The sequence below is a fragment of the Vibrio sp. B183 genome, from assembly GCF_000740665.1.
GTDB classification, from domain to species: domain Bacteria; phylum Pseudomonadota; class Gammaproteobacteria; order Enterobacterales; family Vibrionaceae; genus Vibrio; species Vibrio coralliilyticus.
On sequence record NZ_JPQB01000002.1, the window covers coordinates 171,593 to 196,336 of the forward strand.

Here is a 24,744-nt window from a genome sequence, read left to right on the forward strand (position 1 = left end):
CTCCTGCGTCATGGCGATTTATTTAACTGAACTCGACGAAGACAAACTTTGGTTTCCATCTCCATACGAAGCCCTAAATGATCCAAATGGGTTGCTTGCATTCGGTGGCGACCTGTCTCCTGACCGTCTATTGCTCGCTTACCAGAATGGGATTTTCCCTTGGTATGGGCCAGGTGAGCCTCTTCTTTGGTGGAGTCCATCACCGAGAGCAGTGTTTGATCCTAAGACATTCAAACCCGCTAAAAGTCTTAAAAAGTTTCAGAAAAAGCATCAATATCAGATCAGCATCAACCTTGCGACCGAGGCTGTTATCGATAATTGCGCATCAATGCGGCCAGAACACGAAACCTGGCTCAATGAAGAAATGCGCGCATCATACAAGAAACTGGCAACGCTAGGGCACTGCCATTCAGTGGAAGTGTGGAAAGATGAAGCGCTTATTGGAGGCTTGTATGGCCTATCTATAGGACAAGTTTTTTGCGGCGAGTCGATGTTCAGCCGAGAAACCAACGCTTCCAAGATCGCGTTGTGGTATTTCTGCGAACATTTCAAGTCGATGAAAGGACAATTAATCGATTGTCAGGTGATGAATCCACATTTGAAATCCCTTGGTGCTCAGGAACTCGATAGAGATGACTTCATGCAAAGCCTGCTATCCTTAAGACAGGAAAAGGTTGTTGAAAACAGCTTTAAAGCTCAGTGGCTTGAGCTGTCTTCAGAGGAGAATCAATGAGTTCTGATCTGCAACAAATCCGTATCGGGTTAACAGATAGTCACCCTTGTAGTTATCTTCAAGACAAGCAAGAACGTGTTGCTGTGGCTCTCGATCCAACCATGCACACAGCATCAAGCTATGAAGTTCTGCTGGCGAATGGATTTCGTCGTAGCGGTGATACGATATATAAACCCCATTGCGATCAGTGCCAATCTTGCCAAGCTCTCAGAGTCTCTGTACCTGACATCCAGCTTTCAAAAAGTCAAAAACGCTTAAGAAATAAGGCCAAACACCTAAAATGGGAATTACGCGATGAAATGATTCCAGGTTGGTTTGAGCTCTATTCAAAGTATATTGAGGCTCGCCATAGCAATGGCACCATGTACCCACCTAAACAAAATGAGTTTGCCCAGTTTTCACAATGCCACTGGCTCAATACTCAATATCTGCATGTTTATGACCAAGATCGACTCATTGCGATAGCGGTAACCGATATTTTGTCCAACTCTGCCAGCGCGTTTTACACCTTTTTTGACCCGGATTACGAATTATCTTTAGGGACACTCGGCGTGCTATTTCAGCTTGAATACTGCCAGCAGCAAGGAAAACAGTGGCTCTATTTGGGTTATCAGATTGACGAATGCCCTGCAATGAATTACAAAGTCCGCTTTCAGCGCCATCAAAGGCTAGTAAATCAGCGTTGGCAAGGGTAGAATACGCCCCAACTTTACTTATTTCATTTTTATCGGCGAAATTGGCCGGTTGAAATTATCCATTTTTAAAAGAGGATTAAATGGCTAAAGAAGACGTAATTGAGATGCAAGGCACTGTCCTTGATACTCTTCCAAACACAATGTTCCGTGTTGAGCTAGAAAACGGTCACGTAGTTACTGCTCACATCTCTGGTAAAATGCGTAAGAACTACATCCGTATTCTTACTGGTGACAAAGTAACTGTAGAGATGACTCCATACGATCTATCTAAAGGTCGCATCGTCTTCCGTGCTCGTTAATCTCTGATTGCTTTGCGCAATCCGAATTAGTCGAATACAACAAAAAACGGAGCTTGAAGCTCCGTTTTTTGTTGTCTAGCATTTACGCTCCTACTTGCCAAGCGCTTCTTTGTAATGCTGGCGACACACTGACACATAGCGGTCATTACCACCAATCGCAACCTGATCGCCTTCAGCAATGGCATTACCGTGCTCATCCGTACGGATAACCATGTTCGCCTTGCGTCCGCAGTGACAGATTGTTTTTAGTTCAATCAACTTATCTGCCCAAGACAACAAGTATTTACTGCCTTCAAATAGCTCGCCCAGAAAATCCGTTCTCAGGCCATAACACAGCACCGGGATATTCAGCTTATCCACTACTTCTGTCAGCTGGTAAACTTGCTCTTTAGTCAAAAACTGGCACTCATCAACTAGAATACAGTGGCGCTTTTCCACCTCGTTTAAGGCGGCAATATCCTGATAGAGATCAGAGTCATGACGAAACAATTGAGCATCCGACTGTAAACCGATACGAGAGCTCACTTTACCGACGCCGTATCTGTCATCCAATGCAGCGGTAAAAATCACAGGCGTCATGCCTCGTTCTTGGTAGTTAAATGAGGATTGAAGAAGAGTGGTGGATTTACCCGCGTTCATCGCAGAGTAATAGAAGTACATCTGAGCCACTGATTGCTACCCGTATAAAAATATAAATAAAAAAGAAAAAGGGCTGAATCAACAGCCCTCAATAAAATTCAGTTACTTACGGCGCCAAGTCGTCCCTTCTGGGCCATCTTCAAGCACGATTCCCATCTCAGTTAACTTGTCGCGCGCCATATCGGCATTTGCCCAGTCTTTAGACGCACGCGAGTCGTTACGCAGTTTGATAAGCGCTTCAATCTCAGCCACTTCATCATCATTACCTGCATCACCTTTTAAGAACGCTTCTGGTTCTTGATGAAGAATACCTATCACATCCGCCAATTCACGCATTAGTGAACCCATCGCACTCGCCTGCTCTAAGTTATCATTCTTAATACGGTTGATCTCGCGAGCCATGTCAAACAACACAGAATATGCTTCTGGCGTATTGAAGTCATCGTTCATGGCTTCGGTAAAGCGCTTAACGTACTCTTCACCACCAGCTGCTGGGACTGTTAGGTCCAAACCACGCAGCGAGGTGTATAGACGCTCAAGAGATGCACGAGCCTGATTCAGGTTTTCTTCACTGTAGTTCAACTGGCTACGGTAATGCCCTGACATTAGGAAATAGCGAACCGTTTCTGCGTCATAATGACCAAGCACGTCACGAATGGTAAAGAAGTTACCCAGTGACTTCGACATCTTCTCTTTGTCGACCATCACCATGCCACTGTGCATCCAAGTATTCACGTATTGAGTGTCGTGAGCACAGCATGACTGAGCAATTTCATTTTCGTGATGCGGGAATTGAAGATCCGAGCCACCACCGTGAATATCGAAATGATTACCTAGGATTGATGAGTTCATTGCTGAACACTCAATATGCCAACCTGGACGACCCGCGCCCCATGGCGATTCCCATGTTGGCTCGCCTGGCTTTGACATTTTCCACAGCACAAAGTCTAGCGGACTGCGCTTTGCGCTTTCTACATCGACACGAGCGCCAGCCTGAAGCTGATCTAAATCTTGTTTAGATAACTTACCGTATTCGTCGAACTGGCCAACTTCAAACATGACGTCACCGTTGTCAGCAACGTATGCAAAACCGCGCTCGATCAGTTTTTCAACCAGCTCGATAATTTCAGCAATAAATTCTGTCGCACGTGGCTCAACATCTGGGCGCTTCATATTCAGAGCGTCAAAGTCAGCGTGCATTTCACCAATAAGGCGCTCTGTTAAAGAGTCACAGCTCTCGCCGTTTTCATTGGCGCGCTTGATGATCTTATCGTCGATATCGGTGATGTTACGAACAAAGGTCAGATCATAGCCGAGGTAACGCAGGTAGCGAGACACTACGTCGAAAGAAACGAATGTACGACCATGACCGATGTGACAGAGATCGTAGATGGTTACTCCACAGACATACATGCCAACTTTGCCAGCATTGATTGGTTTGAATTCCTCTTTCTGTCTTGTGAGTGTGTTATATATCTTTAACATGATCTCTATCTAATTATTTAGGTGAAAAAAAATAGTGGCTCAGTATACCAATATGCTTACCTTCAGGTCATCCCTGAAATGTGCAAAAAGCCACCACCAAACTCATTATTCACCTCTAGAGAGCCACTTTTCACGTATAAAAGTGGCAAAAGTTAATATAGAATTCAGTTTTTAAGTCAAAGTCATAAATAAAGGACATCATCATGATCACCCTTCACACTAATTTTGGTGACATCAAAGTTGAGCTAAACGAAGAGAAAGCACCAGAAACATGCGCGAATTTCCTGCAGTACTGCCGTGATGGTTTCTACGACAACACGCTATTCCACCGTGTTATCGACGGTTTCATGATCCAAGGTGGCGGCATGGAATCTGGTCTGCGTGAAAAAGCAACTCGCGCACCAATCAAAAACGAAGCAAACAATGGCCTGAGCAACAAAGTTGGCACGCTAGCAATGGCACGTACCATGGAACCGCATTCAGCAAGTTCACAGTTTTTCATCAACGTGAACAACAACACTTTCCTTGATTTCCGCAGCGAGAGCCTAGACGGTTGGGGTTACTGTGTATTCGCTGAAGTGGTTGAAGGCATGGATATCGTTAACCAAATTAAAGGTGTAAGCACAGGTTCTCAAGGCATGCACCAAGACGTACCTCTTGAAGACGTTGTCATCACAGGTACCACAATCGAAGAATAATGATTGTCAGGGGGAGCACTACGCTCTCCCTCGTTGTTTCTTCAGGTTAATAAAATATGACCACATTATTTATTTCAGACCTCCATCTCTCTTCTACCACACCAGACATCACTGATTGCTTTATTCGCTTTATGCGTGAAGAAGCCGTTCATGCTGACGCCTTATACGTTCTCGGCGACCTGTTCGAGTTTTGGATTGGCGATGATGACCGCTCAGATTTTGCCAAGCAAATTCGTCGCGAATTCAAGCAACTGACCTCTCTTGGGGTACCTTGCTACTTCACACAAGGTAATCGCGACTTCCTCGTCGGTAAGCGCTTTGCCAAGCAAACTGGTGTCACCTTGCTGGGTGATGAGACAGTGATTGACCTATACGGCAAAAAAGCCGTGGTTTTGCACGGCGACACACTGTGTACTGAAGATGTAAAGTACCTCCAGTATCGAGAGAAAGTGCATCAACCTTGGCTACAATGGTTGTTCAATCGCATCCCAATGTTTATTAAAAAGAAGATTGTATCGAAAGTTCAATCTGATATTCGCACCGACAAACAAACCAAATCACTCGACATCATGGACGTGACACAAACTGAAGTGGAAGCGGTCATGGCATACCACAACGTCGATTTGATGATTCACGGACATACTCACCGCCCTAATGTACACGTATTCTCCGCGAACAATACTAAAAAAACCCGTATTGTTTTAGGGGATTGGTACACTCAAGGCTCAGTTCTGGTCTATGCTAAAAATAGCTTCGAGTTGGAAGCTAGGCCATTTCAGACTTCAGTGGAAGAAGCTGACTAAACTCTTAATTATTCATTGGAATTTGGCCAATTCCATTACTAATAATGAGACGCTGGAACTAGGTTTTGAAAAACTCATACATAGCCAGACAACCGATTTTAAACCGAGATAAACAAACTGTAGGGTACGAACTCTTGTTCAGGGATGGTCCTAAAAATACCTTCCCTGAAATAGACCCTGAACATGCCACCAGTCGTTTATTGTCTGATCACTTTCTAAATACACATTATGAGACTCTTGGGGATAAACTTGGGTTTGTTAACTTCCCGTACCAAAGTCTGATAAATCGAGTGCCGACTTTGTTTCCATCAGAGAACTTTGTCATCGAAATTTTAGAAGACTGCCCACCAACTGAAGAACTGCTTGATGCAATAAAAGATATGGCAGCCAAAGGCTATACCATTGCACTAGATGATTTTATCCCTAATAAGGAATGGCGCCCTTTTCTTCCTTATGTTTCATTGATTAAGTTTGATATTCGGTTAGTGCCCATTGAAAAAGCCCATGCTTTTATGAAAAGGCTCGAGGGCAGTAACATTCGCTTTCTGGCGGAAAAAGTAGAAACCTATGAAGAGTTTGAGCAAGCAAAAAAAGCAGGATTTGAATATTTCCAAGGCTATTTTTTCAGCAAGCCTGAAATGATCAGTAAAAAAGCGTTAGAACCCTCTTTCATGACAGTTATTCAACTGTTGACCGAGATTTCGAAAGATGAGATTGACTACAAAGCCATCGAATCACTAATCAGTAAAGACTTATCCTTATCCTACAAGCTACTGACTTTTGTCAATTCGTCAGCCATCGTTCAGACACAGATTCAGTCTTTCCATCAGGCTTTGGTTTATCTTGGCGAGGATAAGTTACGCAAATTCATTTCTTTGGTATCGCTGGCATCCACTCAAGATAGTAAACCCGATTACTTATATGGGCTATCTATACAGCGTGCGCGGTTTTGCGAGCTGATCGGAGAGAAGCTTCAAGTAGAACTTGAGTCCGGGCAAGCTTTTCTTACCGGTATGTTCTCACTACTAGACAGCCTGTTAGACAAACCATTGGATGTAATAGTGACTGAGATTCCTATTGAAGAAACCGTAAAGCTGGCATTGACGCAGAATGAAGGCATACTAGGCAGCATTCTCATGTTAACCGAAGCGTATGAGTTAGCTGATTGGGAAGAGGTATCCGACCTTAGCGAGTCTTTAGGCTTGAATCCACAAGATTTAAGTAAAAGCTATGACGCATCGGTTAAATGGACTGCAGATCTTCTCTCAGTGTCAACAAAATAGCGCTTCATTGGAGCCATCATGCAACACTGCCCTTGTGGTACAGAAAAAAGCTACAGCGAATGCTGCGAGCCAATTCACCTCGATCATTCTAAAGCCAAAACTCCTGAAAAATTAATGCGCTCCCGCTATAGCGCACACGTTAAGCATCTGGTCGATTACGTCATAGACACTTATCATCCAAGTTGCAATGCCATTGAACAACGTGAAGGAATTCAGCAATCGGTAGAAAGCGATTGGTGCAAACTTGAAGTCATCAATACAGAAGCAGGCAGCGATAAAGACGAAGGCTTCGTTACCTTCAAGGCTTATTTCAAAGAAGATAACGTGCAACACTGTCTCGAAGAGCGCTCACGTTTTGTGCGAGAAAATGGGCTATGGTATTACATCGACGGTACGTTTCCAGAGCCAGACGTTGATCCACGGCTCAATCAAACTATAAAGAGTTTCAAAGTCGGCCGAAACGATCCTTGTATTTGTGGTAGCGGTAAAAAGTTTAAGAGATGTTGCGGCTAACTACAGGCTAGATAGTAAAAAAGCAGGATGATTATCCTGCTTTTAGTTTCTGAGCTTAGTAAAGTACTAAGCGTCTTTGTTTGGGTTAACTCTCACAATATCTTGTTGATCTTGCTTGAATTGCTTTTTCAGTTCCGCTTTTGACTTAAAACTGATCTCGCCCCCCTGGGCCACTGTCATATGTTGCGCTTCTGCATTGTGCTTAGATTGATACAACATCACAGCTTGCATACACGAATCTCGCTGCTCTTGAGAAAGTGGTGTACCCTCAGGCCACTTCCCCGTTTCTACAGCATAGAGTAGACGCTCGTATGCCTCTGGTGTAATGGCATTAATTAACTGCTCTGCGTCCATGGTCTATCCTTAAGTTGTAACTGAGATGGAAAGAACATAACTGGCTGGCATTCTGAGTCAAGATTGCACCCAAGAATAAGTGTAACGGATCACAAGCAAATCAAAATATGAATCATATAAAAGCACTACTAATCTTCAGTCTGGCTATTGCGCTATCAGGGTGTTTCGAAAACCGTCAGAACACCGACAAACTGTGCGCAGACAACCCTAGCTTACAATGTGAACGGCTTAATATGAACGATGGTCAATGCCGTGTTCCTAGAACCGATTTGATTTGGCATCGTAATGAAGTACGTAAACAACCGACCGACAGCAATATTATTGATGAATACCATTTTCTGGCCGCGTATAAGAAGTGTCTTGAGTTGGCATCGCAAATCCAACCGATTGAGCAAGCCGGACTCAAAGAGCGCCGATTTAACGCGCTGATCAACTCCGGCGAAGACCTGGAAAAATTAGTCGAACGAATTCGCAAGTCTTCTTCACCAGAATCACTCTATTTTCTATGGAGCCAAACTGGCGATGATGAAGCGCAAAGAAGCTTCCTCCAACTCGAAGGTACACCCGCTTTAGACACGCCAGAAATGCAGTATGCACTGGCGACTTTCTATACCAGCCGCGATCTGGAGAAAACCATAAACTTGCTCAACAAGTCACTTGAGCTGAGTAAAGGCAAGAACCTCAACACGGATATCTTCAAAACACTCGCCAGCATTACCTATCAATTGAATCGCAAAGAACAAGCTTACATCTGGGCAATGGTCGCAAATCGCTTTGAAGTACCCATTATTGGCTCAGAGCAAGAAATGCAGATTCTTTACGGCTTCAGTAAAGACAAGTACAAACAGCTTGACGGTATTGCCGATAATATAGAAAGCGCACTAGATAGCGGCACTTATCAAAGAAACATGGTTCCTAGCTTCAATTAGTGTCGGCAAGTTGAAAGGATTAAACAATGAGCGGTGATTTAATCACCGCTTTTTACTGAATTGTTGAAAATTAACGACACAGAATTTACACAGAATCTTTCGCCTGTTGTCTTTGGCCCATCAGGAAAAACGTGACCTAAGTGGCTATCACAAGCTGCACACCTAATCTCTGTTCTCACCATTCCGTGACTTAGATCTTCCAAATAACGAATAGCCTGATCATTAATAGGGGCATCAAAACTTGGCCAACCACAACCAGAATCATACTTGTTATCTGATTGAAATAGAGGAGCCTGACAGCAAGTACAAGAATATACCCCAGTTTCCTTGTTGTGCAGTAACTTACCTGTGAACGGTGCTTCTGTTCCCTGCTCTCGACATACTCGATATTCTTCTTCAGAAAGCTTTTCACGCCAGTATTCATTTGGTTTGATGACTTTTTTATTATCCTGTTCCACTTTGTATTTTTCTCCGAATTAATCACTATTACTGTGACTTTTTTTCTCAAAAACTTGCGCAATTTATTGTTTGTAGCACATACTTTGAATCCATAAAAGGACGCTTAAACTTTGATCAAAAGTGAAAGCGTTTGATCTATTTTACGTCAACTGGTTAGACAAAAAACCTATAATCCGTTCAAAAGATAGTCAATTACGACTGATTGTGAAAAAAAGCGACGCTTTTTTTTGACTTTAAACAAGTTAAGTCCGATTATCTGTTGCAGATTTTGACTGGATTCTGTAATTTTACTACCAGTTATCTTTAATCAGAAATTAAGTTGTGGAGCAACTATAATGACTATCAAAGTAGGTATTAACGGTTTTGGCCGTATCGGTCGTTTCGTATTCCGTGCAGCACAAGAGCGTAGCGACATCGAAGTTGTAGGTATCAACGACCTGATCGATGTAGAGTACATGGCATACATGCTTAAGTACGATTCAACTCACGGCCGTTTCAACGGTACTGTTGAAGTTGAAGGTGGTAACCTAATCGTTAACGGTAAGACTGTACGTGTTACTGCTGAGCGTAACCCAACTGACCTTAAGTGGGACGAAATCGGTGTTGACGTTGTAGCTGAAGCAACTGGTATCTTCCTAACTGACGAAACTGCACGTCAGCACATCACTGCTGGTGCTAAGAAAGTTGTTCTAACTGGTCCTTCAAAAGACGCAACTCCAATGTTCGTAATGGGTGTTAACGACAGCACTTACGCTGGTCAAGACATCGTTTCTAACGCATCTTGTACAACTAACTGTCTAGCGCCTATCGCTAAAGTTCTTAACGACAAGTTCGGTATCGAATCTGGTCTTATGACTACAGTTCACGCTACTACAGCAACTCAAAAAACTGTAGATGGTCCTTCTGCTAAAGACTGGCGCGGTGGTCGTGGTGCTTCTCAGAACATCATCCCATCTTCAACTGGTGCTGCTAAAGCTGTAGGCGTTGTTCTTCCAGAACTAAACGGCAAACTAACTGGTATGGCTTTCCGTGTACCAACTGCTAACGTTTCTGTAGTTGACCTAACTGTTAACCTAAAAGAAGGCGCATCTTACGAAGCTATCTGTGCAGCAATGAAAGAAGCTTCTGAAGGCGAGCTTAAAGGTGTTCTAGGTTACACTGAAGACCAAGTTGTTTCTCAAGACTTCATCGGCGAAGTTCAAACTTCAGTATTCGATGCTAAAGCTGGTATCGCTCTAACTGATAACTTCGTTAAAGTTGTATCTTGGTACGACAACGAAATCGGTTACTCAAACAAAGTTCTAGACCTAATCGCTCACATCTCTAAGTAATTAGATAGTTAGCAATTAGCGAATAACTTCGTTAAAGAAAAGGCGGCTCTAGAGTCGCCTTTTTTGTATCTGGACTTTGAGGTAATACAAACTCGACATTGCATATAATGTGCGAAGTATGTCGAAAAGCTCTCCCCAGCGATAGGAAACTACACATGGATTTAAAAACTCTCCCAGCCCTGACCGTGTTATCTGACAACGTCACTATCGTTGAAGTTGATCAGGTTAAAGTCGTCCGCGTGATTCATGAAAAAGCAACAGCAGGCATCGCGCTGCACGGTGGACATGTCGTATCGTTCACACCAGTAGGCCAAGAAGATCTGATTTGGATGAGCAACAGCGCCATTTTTGATGGTAAGGCAGCGCTTCGTGGTGGCATTCCAATTTGCTGGCCTTGGTTTGGCCGCATTGCTGCGCCTGCACATGGCTTTGCTCGTACCAGTGAGTGGTCACTGCTACAACATCGTGAAAATGAACAAGGAGTTGTGATTGAGCTCGGACTGAAACCTTCAGAGCAAACGCTATCAATCTGGCCACATAAATTTGATACGCGTTTAATAATAGAAGTCAGCAACGAGCTTAAAGTGACGCTCGACGTCACCAATACTGATACGACACCTTGGGCATTTTCAGGGGCATTGCACACGTATCTTAACGTAGGCAACATCAAACAAGCACAAACTACTGGGATGGGCCCTGAGTACATCGATAGCCTAAAAGCAGGTGAAATCTGCCAAGGTGACAAGGTTCTTCAACTTACTGATACTATCGACCGTGTTTACACTCAGCCAGAAGCGCAAATTTTAGTGAAAGATCCAGTGTTGGATCGCACACTAAGCGTGGAGAACCAAGGCCACAACTCGGCTGTATTATGGAACCCATGGGCACAAGGTGCTGAATCTATGTCAGATATGACGAATGACGGGTATTTAACAATGATGTGTGTCGAATCTACTCTTCACGCACCAAGCATTGAACTAGGAAAAACACTTCAACCTGGTGAGACACATCAACTTATCACCTCTATTTCCGCTCAATAACTCTTTTTCTGCAGGCTATTATGCCTGCAGTACCTCCCTCCCGAAAATTATTCTATGCCCGCTCAGGTCTTTTACTCTACACCCGCTGTACAAACGCATTTTTTGACTTGCTTATTGTTTGAATAATTAATAGGAATCAATTTTAACAAATGGATAAGTAGTTATTATTATTCTTAATTTACAATAAGAGCTCTATTTTTCAGCGATAAGACACGTCTCCAAAGACAGGATAATTAAAAAATGTTCGAGAAATTCAAAAACCAAAGTGTTGGCTTTCAACTAAAGTTGGTAATACTGCTTTGCTTGTTGGTCTCTTTTGTAGGGACCGCTACCCTCGTTTACCGTAATGCCTCCAAAGTGCTCCTTGATACCACACTGAAAGGCCACCAATCAGAGGTCGAAGCAATGGCAATGACCATTGCTGGCCAATTTAACGCTTACCTTCATACCGCAAAAGTTTTGGAATCCACCTTTAGAAACGGTTATCTGGCAGGCGTCTATGTTGAAGACTACACCGTCGACTTCAATGGTAAACAGGTTCTAAATGTCACTCAGTATGGTGAGAGCCTGATCAATGATGAGAAACTGGTTGATAGCTTTACCCGTGATACAGGAGCAGTAGCCACACTATTTGCTCCGTTAGATGGTGACTTTATTCGAGTGTCAACCTCACTCAAAAACCCATCAGGTAATCGCGTGGTTGGTACAACATTAGGCAAAAACCATCCGGGTTATAACAAGCTAATGAGCGGCCAACCTTACTACGCTCAAGTTAAGCTTTTTGGCGAAAACTATATTACCTATTACGCCCCCCTCAAAGACTATCAGGGCAAGGTGACCGGCGTGACCTTTATTGGCTTACCAGTCGAACAAGCGACTCAAGATCTGTTTGAATCATTACGTTCAATAAAGTGGGGCGATACAGGATATAGCATTGTAGTAGATAACCGAGAGGGCAATTTGGGTCGCTACCTATTGCACCCAATTCATGATGAAAACGCTCCACCCATCATCGATGTCGCCGACTACAATGGCAATAAACCTTTCCATCAGATTTTCGAACAGAAAAGTGGCCTGATCCGCTACCCATACGAATATCAGGGCACAGTTGGAGAGAAATACCTAGTTTACACAGAAGTACCTGGTTGGAACTGGAAGCTGCTTGGTGGGACGTTCATCAAAGAAGTCACTAAAGGCAGTGACACCTTGCTCAAGCTGATCATTACGATTGCTACGGTAGTAGCGATTGCCACCTTCATCATTCTGACCATATTCCTTAACCGCAACCTCAAACCACTGACGGTACTGAATGGATATATGTCTCGCCTAGCAAAAGGTGAAGTAAGCTTAGATATCCCAGCAACAGGCAAAGCATCTAAGAATGAAATCATTAACCTGAATAACGGCGTCGCCAATATGGCAGGGCAATTGAACTCCTTGGTCAGCGAGATCCGCTCTACAAGTGACTCGGTTCAGGACGCGTCGCGTAGTGTATCTCAGGATGCCAATCAGAATCTCAGCCAGTCAGACCTACAGCAGCAACAGGTTGAGCAAGTCGCAACCGCTATTGAAGAAATGGCCTCTTCAGCACAATCGGTTGCCGAGCAAGTAGAAGCGATTGCTGAAAACGTCCGCCTCACCAATGAAGACAGCCAATCGGGGCTGGAAAAAGTCGAAGGGGTTTGTATCGATGTCGCGCAGCTCAACGATCAGCTGGATAATTCCGCGCAGGCAATTGAGCAGGTCAACAGAGACAGTGAAGCTATCCAGACTGTCACTAAGATGATTGATGAAATCGCCGAGCAAACCAACCTGCTCGCTCTGAATGCGGCGATTGAAGCAGCACGTGCAGGAGAGCAAGGCCGTGGCTTTGCTGTTGTAGCTGATGAAGTCCGTACGTTAGCACATCGCACACAAACCTCGGTTCAGGATGTAGTATCGATTATCGAGAAGCTGAAAACCTCTACAGGCAACGCCGTGAATCTGATGACTCAGAGCCAAAGTAATGCCAATCAAGTGTTAGATAAAGCCCAAGAAGCAGGTTCAGCCTTGGAGGCCATCGCGTCACAAGTGCAGTCCATTGCCACTCAGGCTGACACCATAGCCGCTACTTCTGAAGAGCAGGCGAATGTATCGCAGGAGATTGCTTCTAATGCCAATTCAATCAGTGAATTGAACCGAGAAAGCCGCGCAACCAGCGCTAAGACCACTCAAAGTGCTGAAGAGCTACAAACTCAAGCCGGTTCGTTGAAACAACAAGTCGACTTCTTCCACTAATACGAAAAAACGGGCAGGACTTTTTCTGCCCTTTTTTACCTCTATGCCGCCCTTCCCATGCTAGTCTGAAAACACGGTTCCTGTTAGAATTCGCGCTCATTTTGTCATCCTGAGATCGTTATGTCTTATACCTGCCCTTTATGTCATCAAAGCCTGTCACTCACTGAGCGCACCTATCGCTGTGAGAACAACCATGCTTTTGACTTAGCCAAAGAAGGCTACGTCAACTTGATGCCAGTTCAGCATAAGCGTTCTAAAGATCCGGGTGATAACAAAGAGATGATGCAGGCCCGTCGTCGCTTTTTAGAGAAAGACTACTATCGCCCGATGAAAGAGAAAGTGGCTGAGATCTGTGCTAAATACCTTGAAAGCACTCAGCACCAGTTACTTGATATTGGCTGTGGTGAGGGTTACTACACCACAGAAGTCGCGACCCAGCTTTCAACACAACACGCAAAAGCGGTGACTTATGGTCTCGATATATCTAAAGTGGCTATTCGCTATGCGTCTAAACGTTATACCAACTGTTCATTTAGCGTAGCGTCGAGTACTCGCCTGCCTTTTTCAGACAACAGCCTTGACGCCGTGCTACGTATCTATGCACCTTGTAAAGCAGAAGAGTTAGCACGAGTCGTGAATGACAATGGTGTCGTCATCACAGTCACGCCTGCGGGTCGTCACCTCTACCAACTTCGAGAACGTATCTATCAGGATGTCAGATTGCATAGCGAAGAAGCGGAAATCATTGATGGATTTAGTCTTGAAGAAACACTCAAACTCACTTACACCATGCCATTGCAAGGTGGCGATGCACATGATTTGCTCCAAATGACACCTTTTGCATGGAAAGCTAGTGAAGAGCTGCGCGATCGTCTGAAATCAGCTAAGTTATTTGAATGCGAGGCAGACTTTATGATTCGTATCTATCGCAAACAGCCAGATTAACTTACTAGATAATAATTCTCATTTAGATTGAGTTATCTTCCTGCCTCCATTAGTATGCTCGCATCATATTTTGGAGGCATTTCATGCGTAAGCTTCTCACTATATCTTTGGCTTGTCTGACTTTGTCAGCTTGTTCCACTGCTCCTCATCAAGAAATAACCAGTTTCTACGACTATCAACTCTTCACCCCACACGCTACAACCGTTTCCCTAACCAGTCTTCCCGAAGACATTCAAAAAGCTGACATTATTTTGGTGGGTGAATGGCATACCCATTCCGGAGTTCATCGCTTTCAAACCGACTTAGTCAAAGCGCTTATTTCACAAGGCCATAATGTGGCTGTCTCTATGGAGCAATTCTCACGTGACAGCCAAGGTATCGTCAATCAGTACCTATCTGGTGAAATTGGGGAGCAAACGCTGATTAAAAACGCCAGCGCTTGGCCAAACTATGAAAGTGACTATCGCGCGCTAGTTGAACTGGCAAAAGCCAATCAGCTCGATGTTATCGCGGCGAATGCGCCGAAACCCATCGTTCGCTGCATTGGGCGGCAAGGGGTTGGTTACCTCGATAAACTTCCCCCTGAGCAACGCGCGAATGTGGCCGAGAAAGTGAATGTCACATCGAGCCCATACAAAGATAAATTCATGACTTCGATGCACCATGGCAAACCTGAACAGACAGAAAAACAGTTTGCCGCTCAGGTGACTTGGGATGAAACCATGGCAGAAAGTATGACTCGCTATCTGGAGCAGAACCCTTCCAAACAAATAATCCATATTGCTGGCAAATTTCACATTGAAAACGGGCTAGGAACTAAAGCGTCGATTCTATCTAGGAATCCAGATTTACGTGTTGTTGTGATTACTCCGACAGGCGAAGTAGTCTCTGACAGACTAGACTATCAGCTAGAGGTACTCGCTCCTCCAGTGCGATATGTGCAAATGGAGAATCGAATGAAGGCTTACCACAGCCTAACGAAAAGAAACGAGGATTTATCTTGCCTCTAACCCGGCATCCATTTTGCTCACTTTGATAAGATCCATTGAACTAACATCATGTAAATTCAATAAATAGTAGTTTTTGATATGTAATGGATAAATCAGGCATGCTTTGTGCTTGATTCTATTTCATACAAAATCGACATATTTTGCACAAGTTTTTCGCTCATTGGTCGATATATTCCATGAGGATGATGTAAGGAGATCGCTATGACACCAGTAGGAATGGAGCCAGCTAAGCTGACACCAGCCCAGCAGGTCAAGCCTCAAGCGAATCAAAGTGAGCCAAATAATGGCCCGGCTCCGCTTAAAGTGGAGCAAAATAAAGTCACGCTTTCTGATGAAGGAAAGGCGTTGCTTGCCGCTTTGCAGGAAATTGATAAGGAAGCGAAAGCCGCAGAGAAGGCGGATAAAACCGTCGGCGATCAAGTAGAATCCTTCACACATGGTGCGTTAGGTATTGATAAACCTGACGAAATCAAAGAAGAAGATGATGGTGCTTATTCTGCGGGGCAATATCTTTCCGCAGCGGCAACAGTGGGCGGAATACTTCTAGCTCTGATATAGAGTTATTCCGACCAGCTGTTTTTTCTTCATCAAGCTTAATTGACGCTAAGTTAAATAGTGTCACCACTCCGCGCCTAGCTGTAGCTCCATAATTTGTGGCACGTTTCATTTCGGTCACGCTCAACTGACAACGGCCTATTCACTGTGCGTTAAGACCGCCATCTTTCTATTGCGAAGAAAATACAGTTCCTCCAGTTTTACTTGCCCGACCTCCCCTAACAAAGCACTGCTGCTCACCTCTCAATGTTACCGCTACTTTTAATATCAAAAGACTCACTTAAATGAACTTTATTTCGTGTTAATCAACACAAAAATCACCATGCAATCGATTTTATAAATTAATTCATTGATGACACAAATGTGAAATGTAACAGTGATTTAATCAGGACGCTTTTACAAATAAGGACAATTCGATGAAGCACTTAACAAAACCTCTTGTCGCGGCAGTCGCGACTTCTGCGCTCTCTTTTAATGCACTTTCTGCAGAAATTAAAAACGTTATCCTGATGATTGGTGATGGGATGGGCCCACAGCAGGTTGGCCTGCTAGAAACTTATGCCAATCAAGCCCCGAATTCCATTTACCAAGGTCAACCGACGGCACTGTTTAAACTCGCTCAGGAAGGTGTTATCGGTTCCTCACTGACCCACCCTGAAGATGCGATTGTGGTTGACTCAGCATGTTCGGCAACCATGCTTTCAACGGGTATTTATACTGGCTCCGAGGTCATTGGTATCGACTCTCAAGGTAACCATGTTCAGACGGTTTTAGAAAAAGCTAAAAGCATGGGCAAAGCAACCGGGTTGGTTTCTGATACTCGCCTCACTCATGCTACCCCAGCCTCATTTGCCGCGCACCAACCTCACCGCTCTCTAGAGAATGACATTGCATCTGACATGTTGGAAACAGGAGCAGATGTCATGCTATCCGGCGGTCTTCGTCACTGGATTCCAAAGTCGACCAACGACAAAGGTGAGACATACAACCAGCTGAAAACGCTGACTCAGGGCGATGTTTACCTCAAGTCTAAGCGCAAAGATGACCGTAACCTGCTCACTGAAGCGCAGCAAGACGGTTACTCACTGGCCTTTAACCGTGACATGATGGCAAAAGCGCAAGGCGATAAGCTGCTTGGTCTGTTCTCCTACTCTGGTATGAACGACGGCATTGCTTATAGCGTGAGTAAAAATGATCCAGAGCGCACCCAACCAAGCCTTAAAGAAATGACAGATAAAGCGCTGGATATCCTTTCGAAGGACGAAGACGGCTTCTTCCTCATGGTTGAAGGCGGCCAAATTGACTGGGCTGGACACAGTAATGATGCCGGCACCATGCTGCATGAGATGATCAAATTTGATGAAGCCGTCAATACCGTTTATCAATGGGCGCAAGGCCGTGAAGATACCATTGTCATCGTCACTGCTGACCATGAAACGGGATCCTTTGGCTTCAGCTATTCCTCTCAGGATCTGCCAAAACCTGAGCAACGTGATGGCGAAGCTTTTGCCGAGCGTAGCTACGCCCCTAACTTTAACTTTGGTGCATTTCAGATCTTAGATGGTCTATACAACCAGAAGAAGAGCTATTATGGCATCGTGAGTGAGTTCCAAAAGCTGGATAAAAATCAGCAAACTGCCGCTAAGTTTGCTGAAATGGTGAACAAGAATACCGATTTCCCAATCACTTCAGGTCAAGCTGCGAATGTCCTTGCCAGCAAACCTAACCCATATCGTTTAGCAGGGCATAAGTACTTGTCTGTTGAAGAAGTTCCGGCAATTAACGACTTCGATGCCTTCTTCCCATATAACGATCGCGGTAACCTGCTTGCACGTGAGCAGGCAACTGGCCAAAACATTGTTTGGGGCACGGGTACGCACACACATACACCGGTAAACGTGTTTGCCTGGGGGCCAGCAGAGGCCATTATTCCTGTGTCTAAAATCATGCATCACTCGGAGCTGGGTGAATACATCAAGACACAAGTTAAATGAGCGTACTTTGAACCTTCAATAAAATAAAACGCCTTTCGGGGCGTTTTTTAGTGACATCGTTTTCTGTTGACTCGTAATGAATGGCAGGTTAGAAATAGCGGTTTATCATTGTTCAGCATCGTATTATGTGTGAAATATTTTCTAATCAGCCTCAAGAAAACTATCAGATTATTGCTCGCTCGATCCGAATTGATGGCCACGCGACCAGCATTAAGCTCGAAGCCAGTTTCTGGCAGATTTTAGAGGAGATCGCGCAGCAACAATCAATGACACTTCCCCGCTTTATCAGCGCGATTTACGCTGAAGCATTGAAATACAATGGGGAAATCAAAAACTTCACCTCCCTACTTCGCTGTGCTTGCCTCATCTATCTTCGCCAGCCCGATGATGTTATGGCAGCCGTCAAACAGCAACTCATCGTGAATAGTTAAAATCTTTTCGCTGTCGTACTCCGGTACTACCTTCCGCTAAACATTTCCCCTTATTCTTCTCACCAACAGAGCAAGGGGAAGATAATGACGAAGCTAATTCACACTATGGTGAGAGTACAAGACCTTACCGCTTCGATTGAGTTTTATCGCACAGCACTTGAACTTGAGGTGAAAGACCAATTCGTTTTTGACGGCTTTACCCTTACCTACCTAGCCAATCGCGAAACCGGTTTTGAGTTAGAGTTGACCCACAATCACGATACGAAAGAACCGTATAGTCACGGAAACGGCTACGGGCATATTGCAGTCTGTGTCGATGACATTCATCAGACGCATCGCAAACTCAACACGCTAGGATTAGCTCCCTCTGAAACGAAAACCATACAGCATCAAGGTATTGATCTCGCTACTTTATTTTTCATTACCGATCCCGATGGATACAAAATCGAATTCCTACAACGTCAGGGAAGATACCAATAAACAACAACGAAAAATCAATAATTACAGAGTAAACATAATGATAAATTTAACCGCGACTTTTCACGCAAAAGCTGGCCAAGAAAGCGTACTGCAGTCCTTATTAATCGCCATGCTAGAACCTACCCGAAATGAGCCAGGGTGCCTTCGCTATGACCTGTTAAAGGACAGCAGCAACTCGGCAATATTTATGTTTCAAGAGCAGTTCACTGACAAGCAGGCTTTTGATGAACATTGCCAACAGGCGCACTTTCTCAACCTTTTAGACAGTTTGGAAGGTTTGCTAGAGCAGGAACCGACTATCACCTTTTACGATCAGTTATAAACGCAAAAGAGCGCCATCGGCGCTCTTATTTTTATCTCATCAAAATGTTAATCACCCTGTTTTACCATATGTAAGTGCACATCCTGTTGAGGGAAAGGAATCGATATGCCTTCCTGATCAAATCTCAGTTTCACTTCACGTGTGACATACCAGTACACATCCCAGTAATCATCGGTTTTCACCCAAGGGCGAACGATAAAATCGACCGAAGACGTATTCAACAAATGTACACGAATATTAGGTTCCGGATTGCGTAATACCGCTGGATGAGAGTCGACAATTTCCTTTAGCACTTTCTCTGCTTGAAGAATGTCATCGCTATAACCGATGCCAAACACCATATCAACGCGACGTACTCGTTCATGGGTAACATTCTTAATTACATCACCCCAGATCTTGCCATTCGGTACAATAATGATTTGGTTGTCGAATGTCTTGATGGTGGTGTTAACTAAGCTCATGTGGCTCACCTTCCCATCAACGCCACCAGCAAAGACAAAATCCCCGACATCGAACGGACGATAGATGAGCAGCATCATACCTGCTGCGAAGTTGGAAAGCGTATCCTGAAGCGCAAAGCCGACAATTACCCCTGCAATACCAAAACCCGTTAATACAGGAGTAAGGTTAAGCCCTATTTGAGACAGCCCGATCAGAATACCAATAATCCATACCGCATTGCCTGACATGGCGATAAAGAAGTCTTGCATCAGCTGTGACATTTTGAGGTTTTTTGAAACCACCGTTTTACTGACAACTTTCCTCGCCAACTTAGCAAGAACCTTAGTGACCAGTAGAATCAGAATAAAAACGAACAGCTGGAACAAGTGCTGCGGGGCATTGTTGGCAATCCAACTCCAGAAATTGTCCGACCAATGCGTTACGACAGAAAGTGCGACCTGCCAGTCCAACAAATCCTGCGTCACACTACCTGTAACTTCAAACATCAGACGCTTATACTCGGCGGTCTTAACCGATAGTTGATCGGCAATAGAGACTAAGGAACTCAGGCTATCACCAGCAATATTGAGCCTTTGCTGAATCACTAAACGACTGAGTTGAAGGCTGGATTTTTCTGACTCTGGGCTAATGGAAAGCTGCTTATCTACCACATCGATCTGCTGGCTAAAGTACTCCACCGACGCAGAGACCAGACGCAATCGCTTGATGATAAAACTTTTAAATTGCTTTTCTTCTAGAGACTCATCGACACCCAATTGCTTGAGCCACTGAATATTCTGCCAACTCGACTCAACCACTGTATCAAGATAGTGCTGTAGTTCCTGATAGTCATTGAGCATCGTCAGGCGCTGTTCATCTTTCGCTTCATTGAGCTTTTCGCTGAGTGACTTTATCTTACCTTCAAGATACTCAGATGCCCCTTGAGAATAGGCTTGCTGGGTTGCTACCTGCTCAATCAATGTCTCTTTAGGCAGGCTATTTTGCTCGATGGCGGTGGCCAGAATCGACCTTAGTTCCTCATTTTTTTGGAACAGTTTCAGCTGCAACGCATCTCTTTCATCACCAATCGCACTTTCAAGTGTCACCGTCAGTTCTTTCAGGTCAGCGTTTATCTTGGTGATCGCCGCTTCAGCCCTTGATAGCGTATGAGCTTGTGCAAGTGCTTGAAAGCTCAGCACCCACGCTATCAACATAACAATGAACAGACTGATAAAAGATCGATTGGTGAATCCAAAGTTGTGGTTCATATACACCTCGAAAGCGGCACTCTTCTTGTGCAAGCTTTTGTTTAAACAATGATTACTAAACAGTGTATATCAACAAAGCGTATTGGCGAGCCTTTGCCGTGTTAGCGATTGGCAAATACAAAAACAGCCGCAATTAGCGGCTGTTATTGTATGGAATCTATTATGCTCGATCTGGATGGTTAAGGATTCACAAGAATTAATTTTTGTTTTTATGAATCATGAGAGAGGCTAATCATACCAATGGGTTCATGGTTTTCTCAACAAAAAGTCCTTTCTCTAACCAAAACCTGAGAAAATCACCCCAAAATTCTCAACTATCCCATCAGGTCGATCAATGCAATCCTCGACATTTTGTTGCTAACCAGCGCTTCGCGATACAAGCAAGCACTTCTCCTTTGCACCTTACAACCAAAAATCCGCATAAGAGACTGTTGGACATAAACGCGTTAAACTAAAAACTCTAATCCGACCGACTGATATTAGAAAAAGTATCTGAAAGGTTGATATAGAAGCGTTGAACAATAAGTCTTAAATCTCTAATCAATTATCGAGTATGGGTTAAGTCTTAAAGTGATAGACGTTGAAAGCGTATTAAAAATAACCAACAAAAGTCTAGTAAGTGTGTTACCTTGGGTTCCTCCCTACCGCTTAGTAGGGGCTTCTTTTCTTTTCCGAACTTGCATCTCGGCACTCCTTAGTCGCCCTCCTAGGCCTAAATACAAGGCTTTAATCATGTCAACTTCAAAACAAAAGTTAAGAAATCTCTTCAAGTCTACTAGAGCTGAAGAGATCGAAACCAAGAGTCAAACAACATCACTTGTTCATATAATTAAACCAGTTATCCCCTCGGCGATTATATATTGTGAAGGTAATTTCGGTAGGATTGATGGCAAAACCGCTAATGGACTAGTAAGACATTCACTTAATTATCGTATCTTATCGGTTATCGATAGTGAACTGGCAGGCCTAGACGCTGGTGAAATACTGGATAACGAAGCCAATGGTATTCCCATAGTGAGTAGCATCGAGGAAGCTTTAATTCAGGCAGACACAATTCCTGACTACTTTATATTTGGCATCGCCCCTTCAAATGGTTTTTTATCTGACCTAGATAAAAGTATCCTTTTGAACGCCATGTCGCTGAAAATGCATATCGTGAATGGGTTGCATGAGTTTCTTAGCGACGATCCTGTATTTTTGGCGGCAAGTATCAAGAACAACGTTCGAATATTGGATACTCGTAAACCCAAGGATAAAGCCGAACTACAAACGTTTAGCGGGAAGATACACAGAGTTAAATGTCCAAGAATTGCCGTGATGGGCACGGATTGCGCGCTAGGAAAACGAACAACTGCCACCATTCTGGCTAATGAATTGACTAAAAAGGGACTAAATGTCGTTTTGATAGCGACTGGCCAGACCGGTATTATACAAGGAGCGCAGTACGGTGTGGCACTTGACGCTGTTTCTGCTCAATTTTGCGCTGGTGAGTTGGAATCAGTCATTGTGCAAGCCTATGACACGGAAAGTCCGGATATAATTATTATCGAGGGGCAAGGGGCTTTAAGTCACCCCGCCTTTTCTACCAGCGCTTTTATCTTGCGTGGTAGCTGCCCAACTGGCGTCATCTTGCAACATGCCCCTAATCGCTTATATCGCAGTGACTTTCCTGATTGCCCAATGCCTTCGGTTGCCTCTGAAATAAACCTTATCGAAACATTTTCTAATACCAGTGTTATTGGACTAACACTAAACCATGAAGGCATGTCTCGGGATGAAACACTCAATGCTATAGAGTGGTACACCACTGAATTTGACCTACCCGTTACTGATGCGTTATCACAGCCCGCCAAACATCTACTGCACATCGTGTTGGCAGCTTTCCCTCCGTTAGCAAGTAAACTGGCCGAAGAAGGGTGAACTACCCTAGACTGGATATCGATTGTGGGAAAATTCACCATAACGCTCAGTTCCTGATTACTCAGCTCTCGCTGAAAAACATCTCAGTGACACCTGTAACAAAAGTTTTCCTAGGCCATCCCGTCATTGCTCAAGTGCTACTTGATGCCGGAGCAACAATGTTAGCCGATTCAAGAATCGAAAACCTGCAAAAGATGACGAGAGCATGTATTGCAGCCCCTAAAATGCTGATACGTACTCCTATGCTGGACCAAATTGTCAGCGTGATAAAGTACTGCGACGTGAGTTTAATCTCTGAAGTAGGCGTAGTGGAAAGGCTTTCGCATTTAGCGAAACGACAGAATCGCCATCATGAGATCATTATAATGGTTGAACTAGGTGACCTCAGGGAAGGTTTGATGCCGAATCGCGTTGTTGATTTTATCCGTGAGATTATCTCTTTACCCAACATCACGATAATAGGGATTGGTGGGAACTTAGCCTGCAGGTATGGTGTGGCTCCTGATCATCAAAATATGAAGGTTCTTTCTGATCTTGCAGATGGAATTGAAGCGGTATTTGGAATAAATCTCGCCATTGTTTCAGGAGGGAATTCAGCTTCTATCAATTGGGCGCTTAATAACACCGCACGAACTCGAGTAAACAACCTACGAATAGGCGAGGCAATTTTCCTAGGTTGTGAGCCTTTAGAGCAAGAAAAGATTGAAGGTTTGTATACCGATACAGTCCTTTTGACCGCTGAAGTGATTGAATCCAAAATCAAACCAACTTTACCTTGGGGAACCAGAGGAGCTAATGCTTTTGGTGAAAAGATAAACTTTCAAGACAGAGGGGCGACCTCGCAAGCTATTCTTGCATTAGGTCGTCAAGATGTTTGTGTCTCTGGGCTTCAAGCTCTGGAAGGAGAAAACATCATCTCTTCAACCAGCGACCATATGGTTATTGAATCCTCGAATAGATCATTATTCGTGGGGGAAAAAGTTAAATTTAATCTAAATTACAGTGCTCTTTTATCTTGTATGAATTCAGGCTATGTCCATAAATATTTTAATACATCTTGTGAGGTAGCCAAGCCAAAAGGGAAGCACAATGCTTAGAGCAACTGCGATATTTTCGTTAGTGTCCATGCTTAACGGTTGCCAGACAAACCCAATACAATCTCATTGGCTTGCCGATTATAGAGCGACCGTTATCTCAAGCCAACTACCAATTGAGTTAGGCTCACTCACACTCATTGAGGCTCAGTCGGAAGCTAATATCGTCACTCTTATTTTTGCTAAAAAGAAAAAATTAAATATTGACAGCTTAGTGGATCAGGTCGCTGCTAGTTTTTGTAGCAGCATTGAGCTAAGGCCTTTATTGGAGAGCAAGATTTCTTATAAAATCATTACATTAGACAAAAATGAGGACGTAGAAAGCCTCAACGTTATTTCTCTAACCAAGTGTTCTAATTGAATGCGAAACCCTCGAATGGATAAAAATCAATACGAGCTGTTTAATATACTCAATGACATTGTTTTATTGAAGTTTGACTGCCTTACACCTTGGGAAAAAAACTTTATCACGGACTTACACCACAAAGCTTTAACTAAGCAGATCATTTCAACTAAACAAAAACAGCTTGTTCTAAAAATTTCAATGAAAGCCTACAAATCAAAGAAGAAAAACGCACATTTCGACGTTTGATTTAAGCCTGTATATACCTAATCTGTTCAAGGTCATCTGAATCTTGGACAGATTAGTAGTTTTGCACTTAACGTATTGAAGATAATCAAGTGTAGCGTTGAACGAGTCATAACTTTCAAAGTAATAGCACTTGGAACATCTAAGTATTCATGTT

Annotated in this window: 27 protein-coding genes; 22 read left to right on the plus strand and 5 right to left on the minus strand. The window is 43.8% G+C overall.

The features are described 5' to 3' along the window. Nucleotides 1-10 precede the first annotated feature (10 nt). From aat to infA, 3 genes are all read left to right on the plus strand, one after another. A complete protein-coding gene (gene aat / locus IX95_RS00920) occupies nt 11-733 on the plus strand; it encodes a leucyl/phenylalanyl-tRNA--protein transferase (RefSeq protein WP_038156054.1) in 723 nt (240 codons plus the stop codon). Next, the gene (locus IX95_RS00925; protein WP_038156056.1) at nt 730-1,428 is read left to right on the plus strand and encodes an arginyltransferase; all 699 of its coding nucleotides are present in this window, start codon (nt 730-732) and stop codon (nt 1,426-1,428) included. The genes aat and IX95_RS00925 overlap by 4 nt, the downstream gene beginning before the upstream one ends. Nucleotides 1,429-1,508: 80 nt before the next feature. Continuing rightward, nucleotides 1,509-1,727, plus strand: coding sequence for a translation initiation factor IF-1 (gene infA, locus IX95_RS00930; RefSeq protein WP_001040192.1), 219 nt, complete (start codon nt 1,509-1,511; stop codon nt 1,725-1,727). A 90-nt stretch (nt 1,728-1,817) separates the two neighbouring features. On the opposite strand, the gene IX95_RS00935 is transcribed toward infA, so the two are convergent. Both IX95_RS00935 and cysS read right to left on the minus strand, forming a co-directional pair. Then, nucleotides 1,818-2,396, minus strand: coding sequence for a thymidine kinase (locus IX95_RS00935; RefSeq protein ID WP_021454953.1), 579 nt, complete (start codon nt 2,394-2,396; stop codon nt 1,818-1,820). Between the two features lie 72 nt (nt 2,397-2,468). Beyond that, the gene (cysS, locus tag IX95_RS00940) at nt 2,469-3,851 is read right to left on the minus strand and encodes a cysteine--tRNA ligase (RefSeq protein ID WP_019275328.1); all 1,383 of its coding nucleotides are present in this window, start codon (nt 3,849-3,851) and stop codon (nt 2,469-2,471) included. Between the two features lie 203 nt (nt 3,852-4,054). On the opposite strand from cysS, the gene IX95_RS00945 reads away from it, so the two are divergent. The 4 genes from IX95_RS00945 to IX95_RS00960 all read left to right on the plus strand — a co-directional run bounded on the left by IX95_RS00945 (nt 4,055) and on the right by IX95_RS00960 (nt 7,148). After that, nucleotides 4,055-4,549, plus strand: a complete 495-nt coding sequence (locus IX95_RS00945; RefSeq protein ID WP_006962924.1) for a peptidylprolyl isomerase — start codon at nt 4,055-4,057, stop codon at nt 4,547-4,549. Nucleotides 4,550-4,605: 56 nt separating this feature from the next. After that, nucleotides 4,606-5,352: a UDP-2,3-diacylglucosamine diphosphatase gene (gene lpxH / locus IX95_RS00950; protein WP_019275327.1), complete on the plus strand. Its 747-nt coding sequence runs from the start codon at nt 4,606-4,608 to the stop codon at nt 5,350-5,352. Between the two features lie 65 nt (nt 5,353-5,417). Further along, nucleotides 5,418-6,635 (plus strand): EAL and HDOD domain-containing protein, encoded by a 1,218-nt coding sequence (locus IX95_RS00955; RefSeq protein ID WP_019275326.1) that lies wholly within the window; start codon nt 5,418-5,420, stop codon nt 6,633-6,635. Nucleotides 6,636-6,653: 18 nt separating this feature from the next. Continuing rightward, a complete protein-coding gene (locus tag IX95_RS00960; protein WP_038156063.1) occupies nt 6,654-7,148 on the plus strand; it encodes a YchJ family protein in 495 nt (164 codons plus the stop codon). A 66-nt stretch (nt 7,149-7,214) separates the two neighbouring features. On the opposite strand, the gene IX95_RS00965 is transcribed toward IX95_RS00960, so the two are convergent. Next, nucleotides 7,215-7,502: a YeaC family protein gene (locus tag IX95_RS00965; protein WP_006962928.1), complete on the minus strand. Its 288-nt coding sequence runs from the start codon at nt 7,500-7,502 to the stop codon at nt 7,215-7,217. Nucleotides 7,503-7,609: 107 nt separating this feature from the next. On the opposite strand from IX95_RS00965, the gene IX95_RS00970 reads away from it, so the two are divergent. Beyond that, a complete protein-coding gene (locus tag IX95_RS00970; RefSeq protein ID WP_021454951.1) occupies nt 7,610-8,431 on the plus strand; it encodes a DUF2989 domain-containing protein in 822 nt (273 codons plus the stop codon). A 38-nt stretch (nt 8,432-8,469) separates the two neighbouring features. Here the strand turns inward: IX95_RS00970 and msrB are convergent, their stop codons facing one another. After that, entirely contained in the window at nt 8,470-8,889 is a 420-nt protein-coding gene (gene msrB, locus IX95_RS00975; protein ID WP_019275322.1) for a peptide-methionine (R)-S-oxide reductase MsrB, read from the minus strand. Between the two features lie 336 nt (nt 8,890-9,225). Here msrB and gap point away from each other — a divergent pair, with 336 nt between their 5' ends. The 10 genes from gap to IX95_RS01025 all read left to right on the plus strand — a co-directional run bounded on the left by gap (nt 9,226) and on the right by IX95_RS01025 (nt 19,275). Then, entirely contained in the window at nt 9,226-10,221 is a 996-nt protein-coding gene (gap, locus tag IX95_RS00980) for a type I glyceraldehyde-3-phosphate dehydrogenase (RefSeq protein ID WP_006962931.1), read from the plus strand. A 155-nt stretch (nt 10,222-10,376) separates the two neighbouring features. Beyond that, nucleotides 10,377-11,261 (plus strand): D-hexose-6-phosphate mutarotase, encoded by an 885-nt coding sequence (locus IX95_RS00985; protein ID WP_038156065.1) that lies wholly within the window; start codon nt 10,377-10,379, stop codon nt 11,259-11,261. Nucleotides 11,262-11,501: 240 nt separating this feature from the next. After that, nucleotides 11,502-13,538 (plus strand): methyl-accepting chemotaxis protein, encoded by a 2,037-nt coding sequence (locus IX95_RS00990; protein ID WP_038156067.1) that lies wholly within the window; start codon nt 11,502-11,504, stop codon nt 13,536-13,538. A gap of 120 nt (nt 13,539-13,658) precedes the next feature. Beyond that, entirely contained in the window at nt 13,659-14,483 is an 825-nt protein-coding gene (rlmA, locus tag IX95_RS00995) for a 23S rRNA (guanine(745)-N(1))-methyltransferase (RefSeq protein WP_038156069.1), read from the plus strand. A gap of 83 nt (nt 14,484-14,566) precedes the next feature. After that, complete coding sequence (locus IX95_RS01000) at nt 14,567-15,493, plus strand: ChaN family lipoprotein (RefSeq protein ID WP_038156071.1); 927 nt, start codon at nt 14,567-14,569, stop codon at nt 15,491-15,493. A gap of 201 nt (nt 15,494-15,694) precedes the next feature. Next, nucleotides 15,695-16,051, plus strand: a complete 357-nt coding sequence (locus IX95_RS01005) for a hypothetical protein (RefSeq protein ID WP_019275317.1) — start codon at nt 15,695-15,697, stop codon at nt 16,049-16,051. A gap of 413 nt (nt 16,052-16,464) precedes the next feature. Further along, nucleotides 16,465-18,042 (plus strand): alkaline phosphatase, encoded by a 1,578-nt coding sequence (locus tag IX95_RS01010; RefSeq protein WP_006962937.1) that lies wholly within the window; start codon nt 16,465-16,467, stop codon nt 18,040-18,042. 125 nt (nt 18,043-18,167) lie between these two features. After that, nucleotides 18,168-18,473 (plus strand): ribbon-helix-helix domain-containing protein, encoded by a 306-nt coding sequence (locus IX95_RS01015; RefSeq protein WP_019275315.1) that lies wholly within the window; start codon nt 18,168-18,170, stop codon nt 18,471-18,473. 84 nt (nt 18,474-18,557) lie between these two features. Then, nucleotides 18,558-18,953 carry a VOC family protein gene (locus IX95_RS01020; protein ID WP_038156074.1) on the plus strand — a complete coding sequence of 132 codons (396 nt, stop codon included), beginning with the start codon at nt 18,558-18,560 and terminating at the stop codon, nt 18,951-18,953. A gap of 37 nt (nt 18,954-18,990) precedes the next feature. After that, nucleotides 18,991-19,275, plus strand: a complete 285-nt coding sequence (locus tag IX95_RS01025) for a putative quinol monooxygenase (RefSeq protein WP_038156077.1) — start codon at nt 18,991-18,993, stop codon at nt 19,273-19,275. Nucleotides 19,276-19,322: 47 nt separating this feature from the next. On the opposite strand, the gene IX95_RS01030 is transcribed toward IX95_RS01025, so the two are convergent. Beyond that, nucleotides 19,323-20,984 carry a mechanosensitive ion channel family protein gene (locus IX95_RS01030; RefSeq protein ID WP_038156079.1) on the minus strand — a complete coding sequence of 554 codons (1,662 nt, stop codon included), beginning with the start codon at nt 20,982-20,984 and terminating at the stop codon, nt 19,323-19,325. A gap of 732 nt (nt 20,985-21,716) precedes the next feature. Between IX95_RS01030 and IX95_RS01035 the strand changes: the two genes are divergently transcribed. The 4 genes from IX95_RS01035 to IX95_RS26985 are packed head-to-tail and all read left to right on the plus strand — an operon-like array spanning nt 21,717 to nt 24,590. Further along, complete coding sequence (locus IX95_RS01035; protein ID WP_038156081.1) at nt 21,717-22,904, plus strand: DUF1611 domain-containing protein; 1,188 nt, start codon at nt 21,717-21,719, stop codon at nt 22,902-22,904. Then, the gene (locus IX95_RS01040) at nt 22,901-24,001 is read left to right on the plus strand and encodes an alanine/ornithine racemase family PLP-dependent enzyme (protein WP_038156083.1); all 1,101 of its coding nucleotides are present in this window, start codon (nt 22,901-22,903) and stop codon (nt 23,999-24,001) included. The genes IX95_RS01035 and IX95_RS01040 overlap by 4 nt, the downstream gene beginning before the upstream one ends. Beyond that, on the plus strand, nt 23,994-24,359 hold the full coding sequence (gspS2, locus tag IX95_RS01045; protein WP_038156085.1) for a type II secretion system pilot lipoprotein GspS-beta: 366 nt from the start codon (nt 23,994-23,996) through the stop codon (nt 24,357-24,359). Before IX95_RS01040 ends, gspS2 begins: the two co-directional genes overlap by 8 nt. Beyond that, nucleotides 24,360-24,590: a hypothetical protein gene (locus IX95_RS26985; RefSeq protein WP_038156086.1), complete on the plus strand. Its 231-nt coding sequence runs from the start codon at nt 24,360-24,362 to the stop codon at nt 24,588-24,590. Nucleotides 24,591-24,744 lie beyond the last annotated feature (154 nt).